The following is a 13,405-nucleotide window of genomic DNA, read 5'->3' as shown; positions in this document are numbered from 1 at the left end:
TGGCTTACGCTTCAGCGTTCTCGGCCTTGGCCGCTTCCTTCGCCTGCTTGGCTTCAGCGCGCTCGGCGGCCGCGATTTCGCGGGCTGCCTCATTGAGCCGCTTGGCGCGCACCCGCGCATCCTCGGCGATGCGCGCGGACTTGCCGCGGCGGCCGCGCAGATAATAGAGCTTGGCACGGCGGACCTTGCCGCGGCGCACCACCTCGAGCTTCTCGATCAGCGGCGAGCACATCGGGAAGACGCGTTCCACGCCCTCGCCGTAGGAGATCTTCCGCACCGTGAAGCTCTCGTTGACGCCGCCGCCGGAACGACCGATCACCACGCCCTCATAAGCCTGCAGGCGCGTGCGGTTGCCGTCCGTCACGCGCACATGCACGCGCACCGTGTCGCCAGCCTCGAATTCGGGAATGACCCGCTTCTCGACGATGCCGGCCATTTCGGCCTGCTCGATCTCCTGGATCGCGTTCATCTCTCAAACCTCTTGCCGCCCGCGTGCGCCTGTTTCGACGGATTGCTCCGCGACGAAACGGCCGGCTCGCGGCTTTGTTTCGTATCTGGGATCGGAAAGTTGGCGGCCATATACACCGAAGCGCATCGCCTGTCGACGCCCCGGGGCTGCAAAATGACGTGGCTGTGACAGGAGGAGCGCCGGCGAGTGCCCCTTCGCGCCCCCCGCCAGCCCGCACGGTTTCCGCCTCGGCGCGAACCGGCTAGAGATTGCGGCCCCGCAATCGGAGCCTTTGCCCATACATGTCTGTTTTCGAGATCCTGATCCTGGTTGCCGCCGGCTTCGTCTCCGGCGCCATCAATGCCGTCGCCGGCGGGGGCACGTTCATTGCCTTCGGCGCCCTGACCCTCGTCGGCCTGCCGCCGATCACGGCGAATGCGACGAGCTCCATCACCCAGTTTCCGGGCTATGTCACCTCCACCCTCGCCTACCGCCGCGAACTGAAGGTGATCGGCCGCGCCGCGCTTCCCTTCCTCATCGTCTCCGCCCTCGGCGGCCTCGTCGGCGCTCTGATCCTGCTGGCGCTCGACAATCCGCAATTCCGGGCGATGGTGCCCTGGCTCCTGATCGCCGCGACGGCCCTCTTCGCCGCCGGCCCGCGCATCACCAGGGCGCTGAAGGCGCGGCAGATGCACGCCTCTCCCCTTGTCGCCTGGGCGATCCAGTTCCTCGTCGCCATCTACGGAGGCTTCTTCGGCGCCGGCATGGGCATCATGATGCTCGCCTCGCTCGGCCTCACCGAGGGCGAGGACTTTCACCGCCTCAACGCCATCAAGACGCTGCTCTCCGTCGTCATCGCCATCATCGCCATCATCGTCTTCGTCAATGGCGGGCTGATCGCGTGGAGCGCGGCCTGGGTGATGCTGATCGCCGTCGCCATCGGCGGCTATCTCGGCGTCGCCGCCGCACGCCGCTTCCCGCAGGCCTGGGTACGCGGCTTCGTCATCGCCGTCGGCCTCTTCCTGACCGTCTACTATTTCGTCACGGGCTGATCCGCGACCTCGCGAAGCAAGTCCGGCCGGCGCTCGCGGGTGATCCTCAGCGCTTCGGCGCGCCGCCACTTCGCCACCTCGCCGTGATGGCCGGAGGTCAGCACGGCGGGTATGGCGCGGCCCTCGAACTCGGCCGGGCGGGTGTAATGCGGATATTCCAGGAGGCCCGCCTCAAAGCTCTCCTCCTCGCCGGAGGCTTCCTTGCCCATGATGCCGGGCAGGAGCCGCACCACAGCGTCGAGGAGCGCGATCGCCGCCACCTCGCCGCCGGAAAGCACGAAATCGCCGAGCGAGACCTCTTCCAGCCCGCGCGCCTCGATGATGCGCTCGTCGACACCCTCGAAGCGTCCGCAGACGATCAGAGCCCCCGGCCCCTCGGCGAGAGCGCGCACGCGCCTCTGGTCGAGCGGCCTGCCCCGCGGGCTCATCAGCAGCCGCGGGCGGGAATCGCCTTCCGGCGAGGCGGCGTCGATGGCAGCGGCGATGACGTCGGCGCGCATCACCATACCCGGCCCGCCGCCGGCCGGCGTGTCGTCCACCATCCGGTGCGTGCCGAGCCCGTGCTCGCGGATATTGCGGGCCTCAAGGCTCCAGATTCCCTCCTTCAGCCCCTTGCCCGCGAGGGAAAGGCCGAGGGGACCTGGAAACATCTCGGGAAAGAGAGTGAGGATGCTGGCGGAAAAACCCATCTCGGCGCTCAGACGGCCTTCGCCTCGCCCGCCTCGAAAGCCTTGATGGACCGGTCGTAGGTACCGATCTCGCCGAGCGCGGCGCGCCAGATCGCCATATGCGGCGCCTGCCCATGGGCGGCAAGATGATCCCAGCTCTCCCATTCCTCGTAGACGCGGACGAGATGCGGGTCCTCCGCGTCGAACGCGTAGGTGTAGAGGAGGCAGCCCTCCTCGTGGCGGGTGGCGGCCAGCATCCGCCGCGCATGCGGCAGGAAGGCGTCCTGCGTACCCTCGGGAAGTCGGAAATGGCCGGCGACGCTGATCATGGGGTCTCCTCTTCGCTACCCGCCCCTTCTTCGCGCACTTCCACCTCCTCGGGCAAATCGAGGATGAGGAAACGGGAGGAAAGATCGATCTCCGGCACGTTCTCGCGGGTGAAGGCGAGAAGGAAGCTCGCGCCCTGCGGCGGCTTCACCTCCAGGACGTCGCCGGCCCCGAAATCGTGGATGGCCTGGACGCGCCCGAGCCGCTCGCCGGAGGGCGAGCGGGCTTCCAGTCCGATGAGATCGGCATGGTAGAACTCGTCCTCCTCCGCCTCCGGCAGCGCCTCGCGCGGCACATAGAGCCCGAGCCCGCCCAGCGCCTCGGCGGCGCTGCGGTCGCCGACGCCCTGGAAGCGGGCGACGACCATGTCGCCCTTGTCCGGCCGCAGCGAGACGACGGCAAGGCGCCGTCCGTCTTCGCCGGTAAGCGGGGAGTAATCGGCAAGGGCGAGCGGGTCGGCGGTGAAGCACTTCACCCGGACCTCGCCCTTCACCCCGTGGGGCCGGCCGATCTGCGCGACGAGGAGAAGGCCGCGCTGTTCAGACATGACGCCGACCCGCCTTTCACGCCGCGGAGACTATTCCGCGGCCTCTTCGGCCGGGGCCTCTTCGCCAGCGGCTTCCTCGGCCGGTGCCTCGGCGGCAGCCTTGGCGTCTTCCTCGGCCTGGCGGCGAGCTTCCAGCCGCTCCTTGGCCTTGGCGCCGGGCTCGGCCTTGTTCGGATTGTTGCGCGCCGGGCGCTTGGCAAGGCCGGCCGCATCGAGGAAGCGCAGCACGCGGTCCGTCGGCTGGGCGCCCTGGGAGAGCCAGTACTGGACGCGCTCCGTATTGAGGACGACGCGCTCGGCATGGTCCTTCGGCAGGAGCGGGTTGTAGGTGCCGAGGCGCTCGATATAGCGCCCGTCGCGCGGGGCCCGCTCGTCGGCGGCCACGACCCGGTAGAACGGGCGCTTCTTGGTGCCGCCGCGGGCCAGTCTCAGTTTCACACTCATGTCGGTCTTCCTGGTCTGTTCGAATTACTTCTTCTTGCCTCTTCCGAGGCCCGGCAGGCCGGGGAACCCGCCGCCACCCATTCCCGGCAGCCCGGGAAATCCTGAAGGCATGCCGCCGATGCCGGGGGGCATGCCGCCCATCCCGCCCGGCATGCCGCCGCTTTTCTGCATTTCTTCCAGCATCGCCGGATCGGGCTGCGCGCCGCCGCCGAACAGGCCGGCCATCTTCTTGTTGCGGCCGAGCTTCTTCATCATGTCCGACATCTGCCGGTGCATCTTGAGGAGCTTGTTGACGTCCTGCACCTCGACGCCCGAACCGGCCGCCACGCGCTTCTTGCGCGAGGCGTTCATCAGCGCGGGCTTTTCCTTCTCCACCTTCGTCATGGAGGAGATGATGGCGAGCTGGCGCTTGATGATCCGGTCGTCGATGCCGGAAGCAGCCACCTGCTTCTTCATCTTTCCGATGCCGGGCATCATGCCCATGATCCCGGACATGCCGCCGATCTTCTCCATCTGGCGCAGCTGCTCGGCGAAATCTTCCAGGTTGAACTCGCCCTTCTTCAGCTTCTGGGCGGTGCGGAGGGCCTTCTCCTGATCGATCTGCTCGGAGGCCTTTTCCACCAGCGAGACGATGTCGCCCATGCCGAGGATACGGTCGGCGATGCGCGAGGGATGGAAGGCCTCGATGGCGTCGATCTTCTCGCCGGTGCCGATGAGCTTGATCGGCTTGCCGGTGACGGCGCGCATGGAAAGCGCGGCGCCGCCGCGCCCGTCGCCGTCGATGCGGGTCAGGACGATGCCGGTGACGGCGCAGCGCTCGTTGAAGGAGCGCGCCACGTTGACGGCGTCCTGGCCGGTCAGCGCGTCGGCGACGAGGAGGATTTCATGCGGGTTGGTGGCCCGCTTCACCTCCTCCATCTCGATCATCAGCGGCTCGTCGATATGCGTGCGGCCGGCCGTGTCGAGCATGACGACGTCGTAGCCGCCGAGCTTCGCCGCGTTCTGGGCGCGCCGGGCGATATCGACCGGCCCCTGGCCGGCGACGATCGGCAGCGTGGCGACGCTGATCTGCTCGCCGAGGATCTTCAGCTGCTCCTGCGCGGCCGGACGGCGCGTATCGAGCGAGGCCATCAGGACCTTCTTCTTGTCGCGCTCCGACAGACGCTTGGCGATCTTCGCCGTGGTCGTCGTCTTGCCCGAGCCCTGCAGGCCGACCATCATGATCGCGACCGGCGGAGCGGCGTGGAGGCTGATCTCCGAAGCCTCGGCGCCGAGCGTCTCCACGAGCGTGTCGTGGACGATCTTGACCACCATCTGGCCCGGCTTGACGGAGCGCACGACTTCCGCGCCGACGGCGCGCTCGCGCACCTTGTCGGTGAAGGTCTTGACGACCTCCAGCGCGACGTCGGCTTCCAGCAGCGCCCGGCGCACCTCGCGCAGCGCTTCGGCGACGTCCTTGTCGGAAAGCGCGCCACGCCCGGTGATCTTGTCGAAGATGCCGGAAAGGCGATCGGAGAGGGTATCGAACATGATGCTCTCAGGCGTCCAATGCAGATTGCACCCGCGGGCGAAACCTCGCTGACGGGTGGTGACCTCCGGAATCCCGTTCCGGTCGGCGGCGTGAATTCTGGCTCTTTAAAAGAGTGGCGGTGAGGTAAGCTCTGGGGGCGGGCAAGTCAAGCTTGGCCCGCACCGCCTCACTTCATCAGGCGCTCCGCCCGCTCCGCCCACAGGTTCAGCGTTTGCCAGGTGCTCGGGGCGTCGTCCGCCTTCTTGTCCTTCTTCGCCTTTCCGGGCTTCGCCTTTCGGGACTTCGCCTTCCCGGGCCGCGGCCTGGCCTTTCCGGCCGGCGTCAGGAGGATGCCGAGAAGCACGAACGGAATGCCGATGGTGATGAGTTCGCCGAGGCTGAAGCCCGCGCCCTTCGCCAGCGGCTGGCGCGAGCCGAAGAGATCGATGCCGGCCCCGCCGCCGGAGCCGTCGAGCCCCTTGCCGATCGTGTCGGCCATATGCGCGCCGCGCATGCCGAGCGGCTTTTCCGGCCTCAGCGTCGTGTCGCGCGCCGTCTGGTGCTCCATCTCGGCATTGAGCTCGGCCCCGGCCAGAAGCACGAAGACCGAGACCCAGATCCACATCATCATGCCGATGACGGCGCCCAGCGAACCGTAGGTGGCGTTGTAGTCGGCGAAATTGGAGATGTACCAGGAAAAGAGGATGGAAGCGGCGATCCACACGAGCGCCGTGATCGTCCCGCCCCAGGAGACCCAGCGCCAGCGCATCGGCGGCCGGCTCGGCCCGAAGCGGTAGAGCGTGGAGATCGCCCCGGCGGCGACGAGGAAAAGGATCGGCCATCGGATCATCGCGACGATCCAGCCCTCCTTCAGGCCGAGAAAGGTGAGGACGGCCGGCACCACGACGGTGGCGCTGAGGAAAAGGATGACGAGGACGATGAAGCCGAAAGTGAACAGGAGCGAAACCGCGTTCACAAGCACGAAGGAGCGCTTCTCCTTCTCCTCATAGGCGACGTTGAGCGCCTGGAAGAGCGCTTTCACGCCCTTGTTGGCGCTCCACAGCGACAGGCCAAGGCCGAACAGGAAGGCGAAGCTGAGGGAAGCGGATTCGGCGCTGACGAGGCGGGTGAGCTGCTCCTGCAGGATGTCCATGCCCGATTGCGGCATCACCGCCTGAAGCGACTGGAGCTGGGCGGCGAGATTGGCAGGATCGTAATAGAGCCCGTAGATGGAGACGAGCGCGCCGAGGGCGGGAAAGGCGGCCAGGAGCAGATAGAAGGTGACCCCGCCGGCGACCAGCGAGACGCGGTCCTCGCCGATCTCCTGGCTGACCCGCCACAGGATGTCGCGCCAGCCTTTCGGCGGGATCTCGCTCGGCGTGTTGGCAAGGCGGCCGCGCGGATCGATTGGCTCCGTCGCGCTGGAATGGGCATGGCTCTGGCTTCGCTGCAGCATCGGTCTCCCTTTCGCCGACAATCGGCGGAGGGTGCGAAGGTTCCGCGCCCACAGGCTGCCCGTATGCGCCTGGTGCGCCCCGGCTCCTCCATCACGCACCAAAATGAGCAAGACCGCGGCCTTAAGCGCCGGGCGGAAAACGAGGCCCTTCTGGCGTTTCGGCGATCTTTCGCCCATATAGGCGCCGATGAACGAGACGCCTTTCCTGAAGATGAACGGACTTGCCAACGACTTTGCCGTCGTTGATGCGAGAAGGGGCGGCATGCGCCCGTCGGCGGAGGTGATCCGCAAGCTTTCCGACCGCGCCGCCGGCATCGGCTTCGACCAGTTCATCACCATCGAGCGCTCGCCGGCCGGCGCCGACGTGTTCATGCGCATCGACAATGCCGATGGCGGCGAGGTGGCCGCCTGCGGCAACGCCACACGCTGCATCGCATCGCTGGTCATGGCCGAGACGGGCGCGCGAACCGCCTCCATCCAGACCCGCGCCGGCCTGCTCCTCGCCGAGATCGACGGCACCGGCACGATTTCCGTCGACATGGGCGAGCCGCGTTTCGACTGGCAGGCGATCCCCCTCGCCGAGGAATTCCACGACACGCGCGCCATCGAACTGCAGATCGGCCCGGTCGACGCGCCGGTCCTTCATTCGCCCTCCGTCGTCAATGTCGGCAATCCGCACGCCGTCTTCTGGGTCGAGGACGTCGACGCCCACCAGATCGAGATCTTCGGGCCGATGCTGGAGAACCACCCGATCTTCCCCGAAAGGGCGAACATCACCGTGGCGCATGTGACCGGGCGAAGCGCCATCACCATCCGCACCTGGGAGCGCGGGGCCGGCCTGACGCGGGCCTGCGGCACGGGCGCCTGCGCGAGCCTCGTCTGCGCCGCCCGCACCGGCCGCACCGATCGGGCCGCCACCATCTCCATGCCCGGGGGCGATCTCCTCATCCGCTGGGACGAACGCGACCACATCTGGATGACCGGCCCGGTCGAGCTTGAATTCTCCGGTTTCCTCGACGCGCAGAGCGGCGCCTGGAGGCGGTCCGACGCAGCCGGGGAGGCGGCGACCGGATGAGCCTCGACATCCTCACCTTCGGCTGCCGGCTCAACACCTACGAGTCGGAGATCATGCGGCGCGAGGCCGGCGAGGCGATGGACGATGCCATCATCGTCAACACCTGCGCCGTCACGGCCGAGGCCGTGCGACAGGCGCGCCAGGCGATCCGCAGGGCGAGGCGGGAAAATCCCGGCCGCCGCATCGTCGTCACCGGCTGCGCCGCGCAGACCGAGCCCGAGACCTTTGCCGCCATGGAGGAGGTCGATCTCGTCCTCGGCAACGCCGAGAAGACGGAGCGTTCCGCCTGGGCGCGCGTCGCTCGCTCGCCGCTCGACCTGCCGCCTGCCGAGAAGATCGTCGTCTCCGACATCATGGCGATCCGAGAGACGGCGCCGCAATTCGTCGACGCCTTCGAGGGCCGCACCCGAGCCTTCGTCCAAGTGCAGAATGGCTGCGACCACCGCTGCACCTTCTGCATCATCCCTTACGGACGCGGCAATTCGCGCTCCGTCGCCATGGGCCCGGTGGTGGAGGAGGTGCGCCGCCTGGTGGCCGCCGGCTACCGCGAGATCGTGCTCACCGGCGTCGACCTCACCTCCTGGGGCGGCGACCTGCCCGGCAGCCCGCGGCTTGGCCGCCTGGTGCGCACCATCCTGAAGAACGTGGCGGAGCTGACGCGCCTGCGCCTTTCCTCCATCGATTCCATCGAGGCGGACGACGAACTGATGCGCGCCATCGCCGAGGAGGAGCGGCTGATGCCGCACCTGCATCTCTCGCTCCAGGCCGGCGACGACATGATCCTGAAGCGCATGAAGCGCCGGCACCTTAGGGACGACGCCATCCGCTTCTGCGAGGAGGCGCGGCGGCTGCGCCCCGACATCGTCTTCGGCGCCGATCTCATCGCCGGCTTCCCCACCGAGACGGAGGAGATGTTCCAAAACTCCATCCGTCTCATCGAAGATTGCGGGCTTACCTTCCTGCACGTCTTCCCCTTCTCGGCGCGCAACGGTACGCCCGCGGCCCGCATGCCCCAGCTTGCCCGCGAGGAAGTGAAGGACCGCGCCCGGCGCCTGCGCGAGGCGGGCGATGCGGCACAGCACGCCTTCCTTCTCGGCGAGGTCGGCAAGGTGCGCTCGCTTCTGGTGGAGAAGGAAGGCTCGGCCCGCAGCGAGCATTTCGCCCTCGCCCGCATTGCGGGGGGCGAGGCCGGAGAGATCCTGACGGCCCGCATCGCCGGCGTCGAAAGCGGCGCGCTCACCACCGAGAGACTGGCTCAGGCAGCGTGATGGCAAAGGAAAGCAAGGGTTTCTTCCGCCGGCTCTTCGGCCAGGAGAAAAAGCCCTCCGAGAACGAGACGGAAGCGGCCGAGGCTGAAGAAGCCGAGGCGCAGGAGAAGGTCGAAGCCCAAGAGAAGGCCGGGGCCCAAGAAAAGGCTGGGGGCAAGGCGCTCGACGAAGAGACGCCCCAGGCGGACGAACCGGCCGGCCAGGACGAGGCCGGCGCGAAAGAGCCCTTCCGCGAGCCGGCCTTTCCGGGAGCGCCATCTCGGCCGGATGAAGCGGAGCCCCCGCGTACGGACCTCGCAGCGCCCGGACCGGAGGCCCGCCGCTCCCCCGAGCCCGCCGAACCCCTGGAATCCGAGGCCCTGGAGCACGGACCCCTGGACTCCGGAGCCGAAGAGCTTGAGCCGGAGGTCGTCCAGGTCGAAGAGCCGGCGCCCGCCGCCGGAGCGACGCGCCAGGGCTGGCTGCAGCGGCTGACGGCCGGCCTCTCCAAATCCTCCACCTCGATCACCTCGCGCATCACCGGCTCGTTCACCCGCCGCCGGCTCGACGACGAGACGCTGGAGGAACTGGAGGACGTCCTCATCTCCGCCGATCTCGGCGTCCAGACGGCGAGCGCCATCACCGAGCGGCTGGCGAAGGAGCGTTACGACAAGTCGGTCGGCGAGGAAGAGATCAAGGCGATCCTGGCCGACGAGGTGGCAAAGGCTCTCGCTCCGGTGGCGGTGCCGCTTGCGATCGACGGCTCCAAGAAGCCCTTCGTCATCCTCGTCGTCGGCGTCAACGGCTCCGGCAAGACGACGACGATCGGCAAGCTCGCCGCAAAGCTGCGCGCCGAGGGCCGCTCCGTCATGCTGGCCGCCGGCGACACCTTTCGCGCCGCCGCCATCGAGCAGCTGAAGATCTGGGGCGAGCGCACCGGCTCCGAGGTCATCGCCCGCGAACAGGGCTCCGATGCCGCCGGCCTCGCCTACGACGCCATGGAGGCGGCGAAGAAGGCCGGCACCGAGGTCCTTATCATCGACACGGCCGGGCGCCTGCAGAACCGCGCCGAGCTGATGGCGGAGCTGGAAAAGGTCGTGCGCGTCATCAAGAAACACGATCCGGGCGCGCCGCACCGCACGCTGCTCACGCTCGACGCCACGACCGGACAGAACGCCATGTCGCAGGTGGAGATCTTCGGCGAGAAGGCGGGCGTCACCGGCCTCGTGATGACCAAGCTCGACGGCACGGCGCGCGGCGGCATCCTCGTCGCCATTGCGGCAAAGCACGCCCTGCCCGTGCATTTCATCGGCGTGGGGGAAGGCGTCGACGATCTCCAGCCTTTTCAGGCGGAGGATTTCGCCCGCGCCATTGCGGGGCTCTGAGGCGTGGCGGGGGGCACGATTGACATCGCATCGGCCACTCCGCACATAGCCCGCCTATGAGCGACAAGGACGATCACGAACTCTTCGAGCGCGATCTCGACGACCCCAAGCGCGACCACCCGCATCCGCTGGTCAAGCTCGCTCTCGAGCTCGGGCCCCTCGTCGTCTTCTTCTTCGCCAATGCCCGCTTCGACATTTTCGTGGCGACGGCCGCCTTCATGGCGGCGATCACCGTGGCGCTCGCCGCCTCCTGGATCCTGACGAAGCGCCTGGCGATCATGCCGGTCGTCACCGGCGTCGTCGTCCTCGTCTTCGGCACGCTGACGCTCTTCCTGCACGACGACGTCTTCATCAAGATGAAGCCGACCATCGTGAACGCGCTCTTCGGCGCGGTGCTCCTCGGCGGGCTCGTCTTCGGCCGCTCCCTGCTCGGCTACGTCTTCGACAGCGTCTTCCGGCTGGACGCGGAGGGCTGGAGGAAGCTCACCTTCCGCTGGGGGCTGTTCTTCTTCGCCCTCGCCATCCTCAACGAGGTCGTCTGGCGCAATTTTTCCACCGACTTCTGGGTGAGCTTCAAGGTCTTCGGCATCATGCCGCTGACCATCGTCTTCACCCTGACGCAGATGCCGCTGATCAACCGCCATGCCACGGAGCCGCTGGGCGGCGGCAAATAACGGCTTCGTCATCGCCGCCGGTGCGGGCCGCGATTGCGCGGCGGCAGGCGCGTTCCGATATCCGGGTCCGGATGTGACGACCAAGAAAGGACCCGCCTGATGTTCGACCCGCAGAAGCTTCTCGACGAGTTCCTGGGCGCCGGAAGCACCGGTGGCGCGAAGGGCGCGCGCCAGCCTGCAGAGGCCGGTGCCCGCTCGATACAGGAGGGCTCGATTCAGGAGAAGATCGGCGGCTTCTTCGGTGACCGCGATGCCGCGCTGAAGGGCGCACTCGCCGGCGGTCTCGCCACCTATCTCCTCGGCTCCAAGCGCGGCCGCAGGCTGACCGGCAAGGCCGCCAAATATGGCGGCATGGCCCTCGTCGCGGGCCTCGCCTACAAGGCCTGGCAGAACCATCAGGCAAAGAACGATCGGTCGAAGAATGCGGGCGCGGCGCCGCAGAATCAGCCGCAGCTCTCGCATCAGGCGCCGGCCGAACTGCCCTCACCTGCCGGCACGGCCTTCCAGCCGCAGGGGCGCGAGGCGAACGAGCGCGCCAGCCTCATGCTCTCGGCGATGATCGCGGCCGCAAGGGCCGACGGCTACATCGACCCGCGCGAGCAGGAGGCGATCTTCGCCCGTATCGATGCGCTGGATCTCGAGCCGGAAGAAAAGGGCGCCCTCGTGGACGAGATGCGCCGGCCGCTCTCCATCGACGATCTGGTGGAGAAAACCCCCAACGAGGAGGCCGCCGCCGAGCTCTATGCCGCCTCGCTACTCGCCATCGATCCCGACCATCCGGCCGAGAAGGCCTATCTCGACATGCTGGCCGCCCGTCTCGGCCTGCCGGAGGGGCTGACGGCGGAAATCCGCCGCGCCACGGACGAGGCGCAGGAATAGGCGCGTCGCGCGCGACGGCGGGGCCTGATAGCGCCGCCCGGCATTGCGATCAGCTCGTCGGCGCGATCAGCTCGTCGGCTCGTCCGGCTTCTGCGTCAGGTCCTCGCCGAGGGCCCGGCCGAGCGCGGGAAGGAAGTCGGTGTTGAAGGCTTCCGTGTTGAGCGGCCCGACATGCTTGTGGACGATGCGCCCGTCCTTGACGATGAAGGTTTCCGGCACGCCATAGACGCCCCAGTCGATGGCCGAGCGGCCCTTCTCGTCCGTTCCGATACGGTCGAACGGATTGCCGAGGGTGCCGAGGAAGCGGCGGGCGTTCTCGGGCTTGTCCTTGTAGTTGATCGAGAAGATGTCGAAGCGGCTGTCTTCGGAAAGCTGCATCAGGATCGGGTGCTCGGCCCTGCACGGCACGCACCAGGACGCCCAGATATTGACGAGATGGACGCCGGTCTGAAGATCGGCCCTGGAAACGCCCTTGCCGTCATCGAAGAGTGGCGGCAGGTCGAAATCTGGCACTTCCTTGCCGATGAGGACGGAGGGGATCTCCGAGGCGTCGTGGCCGAGCTGGGCGTAGAAGAGCCCGGCGAGCGCCAGGAACGCCACCAGCGGCAGCACGAGCCAGAAGCGCATCGCCGAGGCCTTCGCCGGAACGGCTTCGCCTCCGGACGCGCGCTCGTCCCGGCTTTCCTTCTTCTGGCTCATGATCCTGCTCTCACGCCTGGATGCCGTGACGTCTCTGCTGTCTCTGCCGCCGCGGCCCGGCTTTTTCCAGCTCTTCCAGGCGGCGCTTCTGCACCCGCACGTCGAGGCTCACCCAGACGACGAGGCCGGTGATGACGAGGGCCGTCGCTCCGTAGGCGGCGATGATGAAGGGAAGATGCGTCATGGCGTCCTCAACCGGCTGCCTGCGGGGGAACGCCCGCCGGCGAGGCCGCGACGGAGCGCGCCGCGGTCGAGGCGGGCCGCGCCGCGATCATGATTTCGGTGGTGCGCGCCCGGCGCCGATAGATCTCCGCCCGGATGGCCGCCAGATGCAGCGCCAGGAAGACGAGGGTGAAGGCGGCGATCATCACGAGCAGCGGCCACAGCATCGAAGGATCGATGGTCGGTCCGTCCATGCGCACGATGCTCGCCGGCTGGTGCAGCGTGTTCCACCAGTCGACCGAGAACTTGATGATCGGGATGTTGATGAAGCCGACAAGGATGAGCACGGCGGCGACCCGGGCGCCGCGCGTCGGATCGTCGAAGGCGCGCCACAGCGCGATCAGCCCGAGATACATGATGAAGAGCACGAGCACGGAGGTCAGCCGCGCGTCCCAGACCCACCATGTTCCCCACATCGGCTTGCCCCAGACGGAGCCGGTGAACAAGGCGAGGAAGGTGAAGGCGGCTCCGATCGGCGCTGCCGCCCGCGCCGAGGCGTCGGCGAGCGGATGGCGCCAGACGAGCGTGCCGAGCGCGGCGGCCGCCATCACGACGTAGCACATCATCGCCAGGTAGGAGGCGGGCACGTGCACGTACATGATGCGCACGCTGTCGCCCTGCTGGTAGTCGGCGGGAGAGGCCACGAGCGCCAGGTAGAGACCCACGGCAAGCGTGACCGCCGCGAGCACGGAGACGATCGGCAAGAGCCGCGACGACCAGGACAGGAACCGGGTCGGATTGGCGAGGCTTGAGATGGCACCCATGGCGAGAA

16 protein-coding genes are annotated in these 13,405 nt (G+C 67.9%); 6 read left to right on the top strand and 10 right to left on the bottom strand.

The window, feature by feature from the left end; genetic code table 11:
- Positions 1–4 precede the first annotated feature (4 nt).
- Complete coding sequence (gene rplS, locus CLD20_RS06005; protein WP_224405693.1) at positions 5–469, bottom strand: 50S ribosomal protein L19; 465 nt, start codon at positions 467–469, stop codon at positions 5–7.
- A 281-nt stretch (positions 470–750) separates the two neighbouring features.
- Between rplS and CLD20_RS06000 the strand changes: the two genes are divergently transcribed.
- Positions 751–1,500, top strand: a complete 750-nt coding sequence (locus CLD20_RS06000; RefSeq protein WP_224405692.1) for a sulfite exporter TauE/SafE family protein — start codon at positions 751–753, stop codon at positions 1,498–1,500.
- Here CLD20_RS06000 and trmD read toward each other — a convergent pair.
- The 6 genes from trmD to CLD20_RS05970 all read right to left on the bottom strand — a co-directional run bounded on the left by trmD (position 1,482) and on the right by CLD20_RS05970 (position 6,452).
- The gene (gene trmD, locus CLD20_RS05995) at positions 1,482–2,189 is read right to left on the bottom strand and encodes a tRNA (guanosine(37)-N1)-methyltransferase TrmD (RefSeq protein WP_224405691.1); all 708 of its coding nucleotides are present in this window, start codon (positions 2,187–2,189) and stop codon (positions 1,482–1,484) included. The two genes, CLD20_RS06000 and trmD, sit on opposite strands and share 19 nt — an antisense overlap.
- A gap of 8 nt (positions 2,190–2,197) precedes the next feature.
- A complete protein-coding gene (locus CLD20_RS05990; protein WP_224405690.1) occupies positions 2,198–2,497 on the bottom strand; it encodes a putative quinol monooxygenase in 300 nt (99 codons plus the stop codon).
- The gene (gene rimM / locus CLD20_RS05985; RefSeq protein WP_224405689.1) at positions 2,494–3,042 is read right to left on the bottom strand and encodes a ribosome maturation factor RimM; all 549 of its coding nucleotides are present in this window, start codon (positions 3,040–3,042) and stop codon (positions 2,494–2,496) included. The genes CLD20_RS05990 and rimM overlap by 4 nt, the downstream gene beginning before the upstream one ends.
- Before the next feature lie 30 nt (positions 3,043–3,072).
- A complete protein-coding gene (gene rpsP / locus CLD20_RS05980; RefSeq protein ID WP_224405688.1) occupies positions 3,073–3,486 on the bottom strand; it encodes a 30S ribosomal protein S16 in 414 nt (137 codons plus the stop codon).
- 24 nt (positions 3,487–3,510) lie between these two features.
- A complete protein-coding gene (gene ffh, locus CLD20_RS05975; protein ID WP_224405687.1) occupies positions 3,511–5,016 on the bottom strand; it encodes a signal recognition particle protein in 1,506 nt (501 codons plus the stop codon).
- A gap of 167 nt (positions 5,017–5,183) precedes the next feature.
- Complete coding sequence (locus tag CLD20_RS05970) at positions 5,184–6,452, bottom strand: YihY/virulence factor BrkB family protein (RefSeq protein ID WP_224405686.1); 1,269 nt, start codon at positions 6,450–6,452, stop codon at positions 5,184–5,186.
- Positions 6,453–6,639: 187 nt separating this feature from the next.
- Between CLD20_RS05970 and dapF the strand changes: the two genes are divergently transcribed.
- The 5 genes from dapF to CLD20_RS05945 all read left to right on the top strand — a co-directional run bounded on the left by dapF (position 6,640) and on the right by CLD20_RS05945 (position 11,712).
- Positions 6,640–7,527 carry a diaminopimelate epimerase gene (dapF, locus tag CLD20_RS05965; RefSeq protein ID WP_224405685.1) on the top strand — a complete coding sequence of 296 codons (888 nt, stop codon included), beginning with the start codon at positions 6,640–6,642 and terminating at the stop codon, positions 7,525–7,527.
- Positions 7,524–8,795, top strand: a complete 1,272-nt coding sequence (gene mtaB, locus CLD20_RS05960) for a tRNA (N(6)-L-threonylcarbamoyladenosine(37)-C(2))-methylthiotransferase MtaB (protein ID WP_224405684.1) — start codon at positions 7,524–7,526, stop codon at positions 8,793–8,795. Before dapF ends, mtaB begins: the two co-directional genes overlap by 4 nt.
- A complete protein-coding gene (ftsY, locus tag CLD20_RS05955) occupies positions 8,795–10,159 on the top strand; it encodes a signal recognition particle-docking protein FtsY (protein ID WP_224405683.1) in 1,365 nt (454 codons plus the stop codon). The genes mtaB and ftsY overlap by 1 nt, the downstream gene beginning before the upstream one ends.
- 56 nt (positions 10,160–10,215) lie before the next feature.
- Positions 10,216–10,833 carry a septation protein A gene (locus tag CLD20_RS05950; RefSeq protein WP_224405682.1) on the top strand — a complete coding sequence of 206 codons (618 nt, stop codon included), beginning with the start codon at positions 10,216–10,218 and terminating at the stop codon, positions 10,831–10,833.
- A gap of 99 nt (positions 10,834–10,932) precedes the next feature.
- Complete coding sequence (locus CLD20_RS05945) at positions 10,933–11,712, top strand: tellurite resistance TerB family protein (protein ID WP_224405681.1); 780 nt, start codon at positions 10,933–10,935, stop codon at positions 11,710–11,712.
- A gap of 66 nt (positions 11,713–11,778) precedes the next feature.
- Here the strand turns inward: CLD20_RS05945 and CLD20_RS05940 are convergent, their stop codons facing one another.
- Genes CLD20_RS05940 through CLD20_RS05930 form a run of 3 tightly spaced genes read right to left on the bottom strand, consistent with a single transcriptional unit; the run spans position 11,779 to position 13,397 of the window.
- The gene (locus CLD20_RS05940) at positions 11,779–12,411 is read right to left on the bottom strand and encodes a DsbE family thiol:disulfide interchange protein (protein ID WP_224405680.1); all 633 of its coding nucleotides are present in this window, start codon (positions 12,409–12,411) and stop codon (positions 11,779–11,781) included.
- 10 nt (positions 12,412–12,421) lie between these two features.
- The gene (gene ccmD / locus CLD20_RS05935) at positions 12,422–12,595 is read right to left on the bottom strand and encodes a heme exporter protein CcmD (protein WP_224405679.1); all 174 of its coding nucleotides are present in this window, start codon (positions 12,593–12,595) and stop codon (positions 12,422–12,424) included.
- Positions 12,596–12,602: 7 nt separating this feature from the next.
- A complete protein-coding gene (locus CLD20_RS05930; RefSeq protein ID WP_224405678.1) occupies positions 12,603–13,397 on the bottom strand; it encodes a heme ABC transporter permease in 795 nt (264 codons plus the stop codon).
- Positions 13,398–13,405: the final 8 nt, after the last annotated feature.

Origin of the sequence: Afifella sp. IM 167 (assembly GCF_020144925.1) — a bacterium.
In the GTDB taxonomy this organism is placed as follows: Bacteria; Pseudomonadota; Alphaproteobacteria; order Rhizobiales; family Afifellaceae; genus Afifella.
This window is presented reverse-complemented; position numbering and strand designations above follow the sequence as displayed.

What these genes read in the sequence shown, in the direction of transcription:
- rimM (WP_224405689.1), bottom strand. Translation starts at nt 3,042, where the DNA reads ATGTCTGAACAGCGCGGCCTTCTCCTCGTCGCGCAGATCGGCCGGCCC.
- mtaB (WP_224405684.1), top strand. Translation starts at nt 7,524, where the DNA reads ATGAGCCTCGACATCCTCACCTTCGGCTGCCGGCTCAACACCTACGAG.
- rpsP (WP_224405688.1), bottom strand. Translation starts at nt 3,486, where the DNA reads ATGAGTGTGAAACTGAGACTGGCCCGCGGCGGCACCAAGAAGCGCCCG.
- CLD20_RS05930 (WP_224405678.1), bottom strand. Translation starts at nt 13,397, where the DNA reads ATGGGTGCCATCTCAAGCCTCGCCAATCCGACCCGGTTCCTGTCCTGG.
- trmD (WP_224405691.1), bottom strand. Translation starts at nt 2,189, where the DNA reads ATGGGTTTTTCCGCCAGCATCCTCACTCTCTTTCCCGAGATGTTTCCA.
- ccmD (WP_224405679.1), bottom strand. Translation starts at nt 12,595, where the DNA reads ATGACGCATCTTCCCTTCATCATCGCCGCCTACGGAGCGACGGCCCTC.
- rplS (WP_224405693.1), bottom strand. Translation starts at nt 469, where the DNA reads ATGAACGCGATCCAGGAGATCGAGCAGGCCGAAATGGCCGGCATCGTC.
- CLD20_RS06000 (WP_224405692.1), top strand. Translation starts at nt 751, where the DNA reads ATGTCTGTTTTCGAGATCCTGATCCTGGTTGCCGCCGGCTTCGTCTCC.
- CLD20_RS05950 (WP_224405682.1), top strand. Translation starts at nt 10,216, where the DNA reads ATGAGCGACAAGGACGATCACGAACTCTTCGAGCGCGATCTCGACGAC.
- CLD20_RS05970 (WP_224405686.1), bottom strand. Translation starts at nt 6,452, where the DNA reads ATGCTGCAGCGAAGCCAGAGCCATGCCCATTCCAGCGCGACGGAGCCA.
- dapF (WP_224405685.1), top strand. Translation starts at nt 6,640, where the DNA reads ATGAACGAGACGCCTTTCCTGAAGATGAACGGACTTGCCAACGACTTT.
- CLD20_RS05990 (WP_224405690.1), bottom strand. Translation starts at nt 2,497, where the DNA reads ATGATCAGCGTCGCCGGCCATTTCCGACTTCCCGAGGGTACGCAGGAC.
- CLD20_RS05945 (WP_224405681.1), top strand. Translation starts at nt 10,933, where the DNA reads ATGTTCGACCCGCAGAAGCTTCTCGACGAGTTCCTGGGCGCCGGAAGC.
- CLD20_RS05940 (WP_224405680.1), bottom strand. Translation starts at nt 12,411, where the DNA reads ATGAGCCAGAAGAAGGAAAGCCGGGACGAGCGCGCGTCCGGAGGCGAA.
- ffh (WP_224405687.1), bottom strand. Translation starts at nt 5,016, where the DNA reads ATGTTCGATACCCTCTCCGATCGCCTTTCCGGCATCTTCGACAAGATC.
- ftsY (WP_224405683.1), top strand. Translation starts at nt 8,795, where the DNA reads ATGGCAAAGGAAAGCAAGGGTTTCTTCCGCCGGCTCTTCGGCCAGGAG.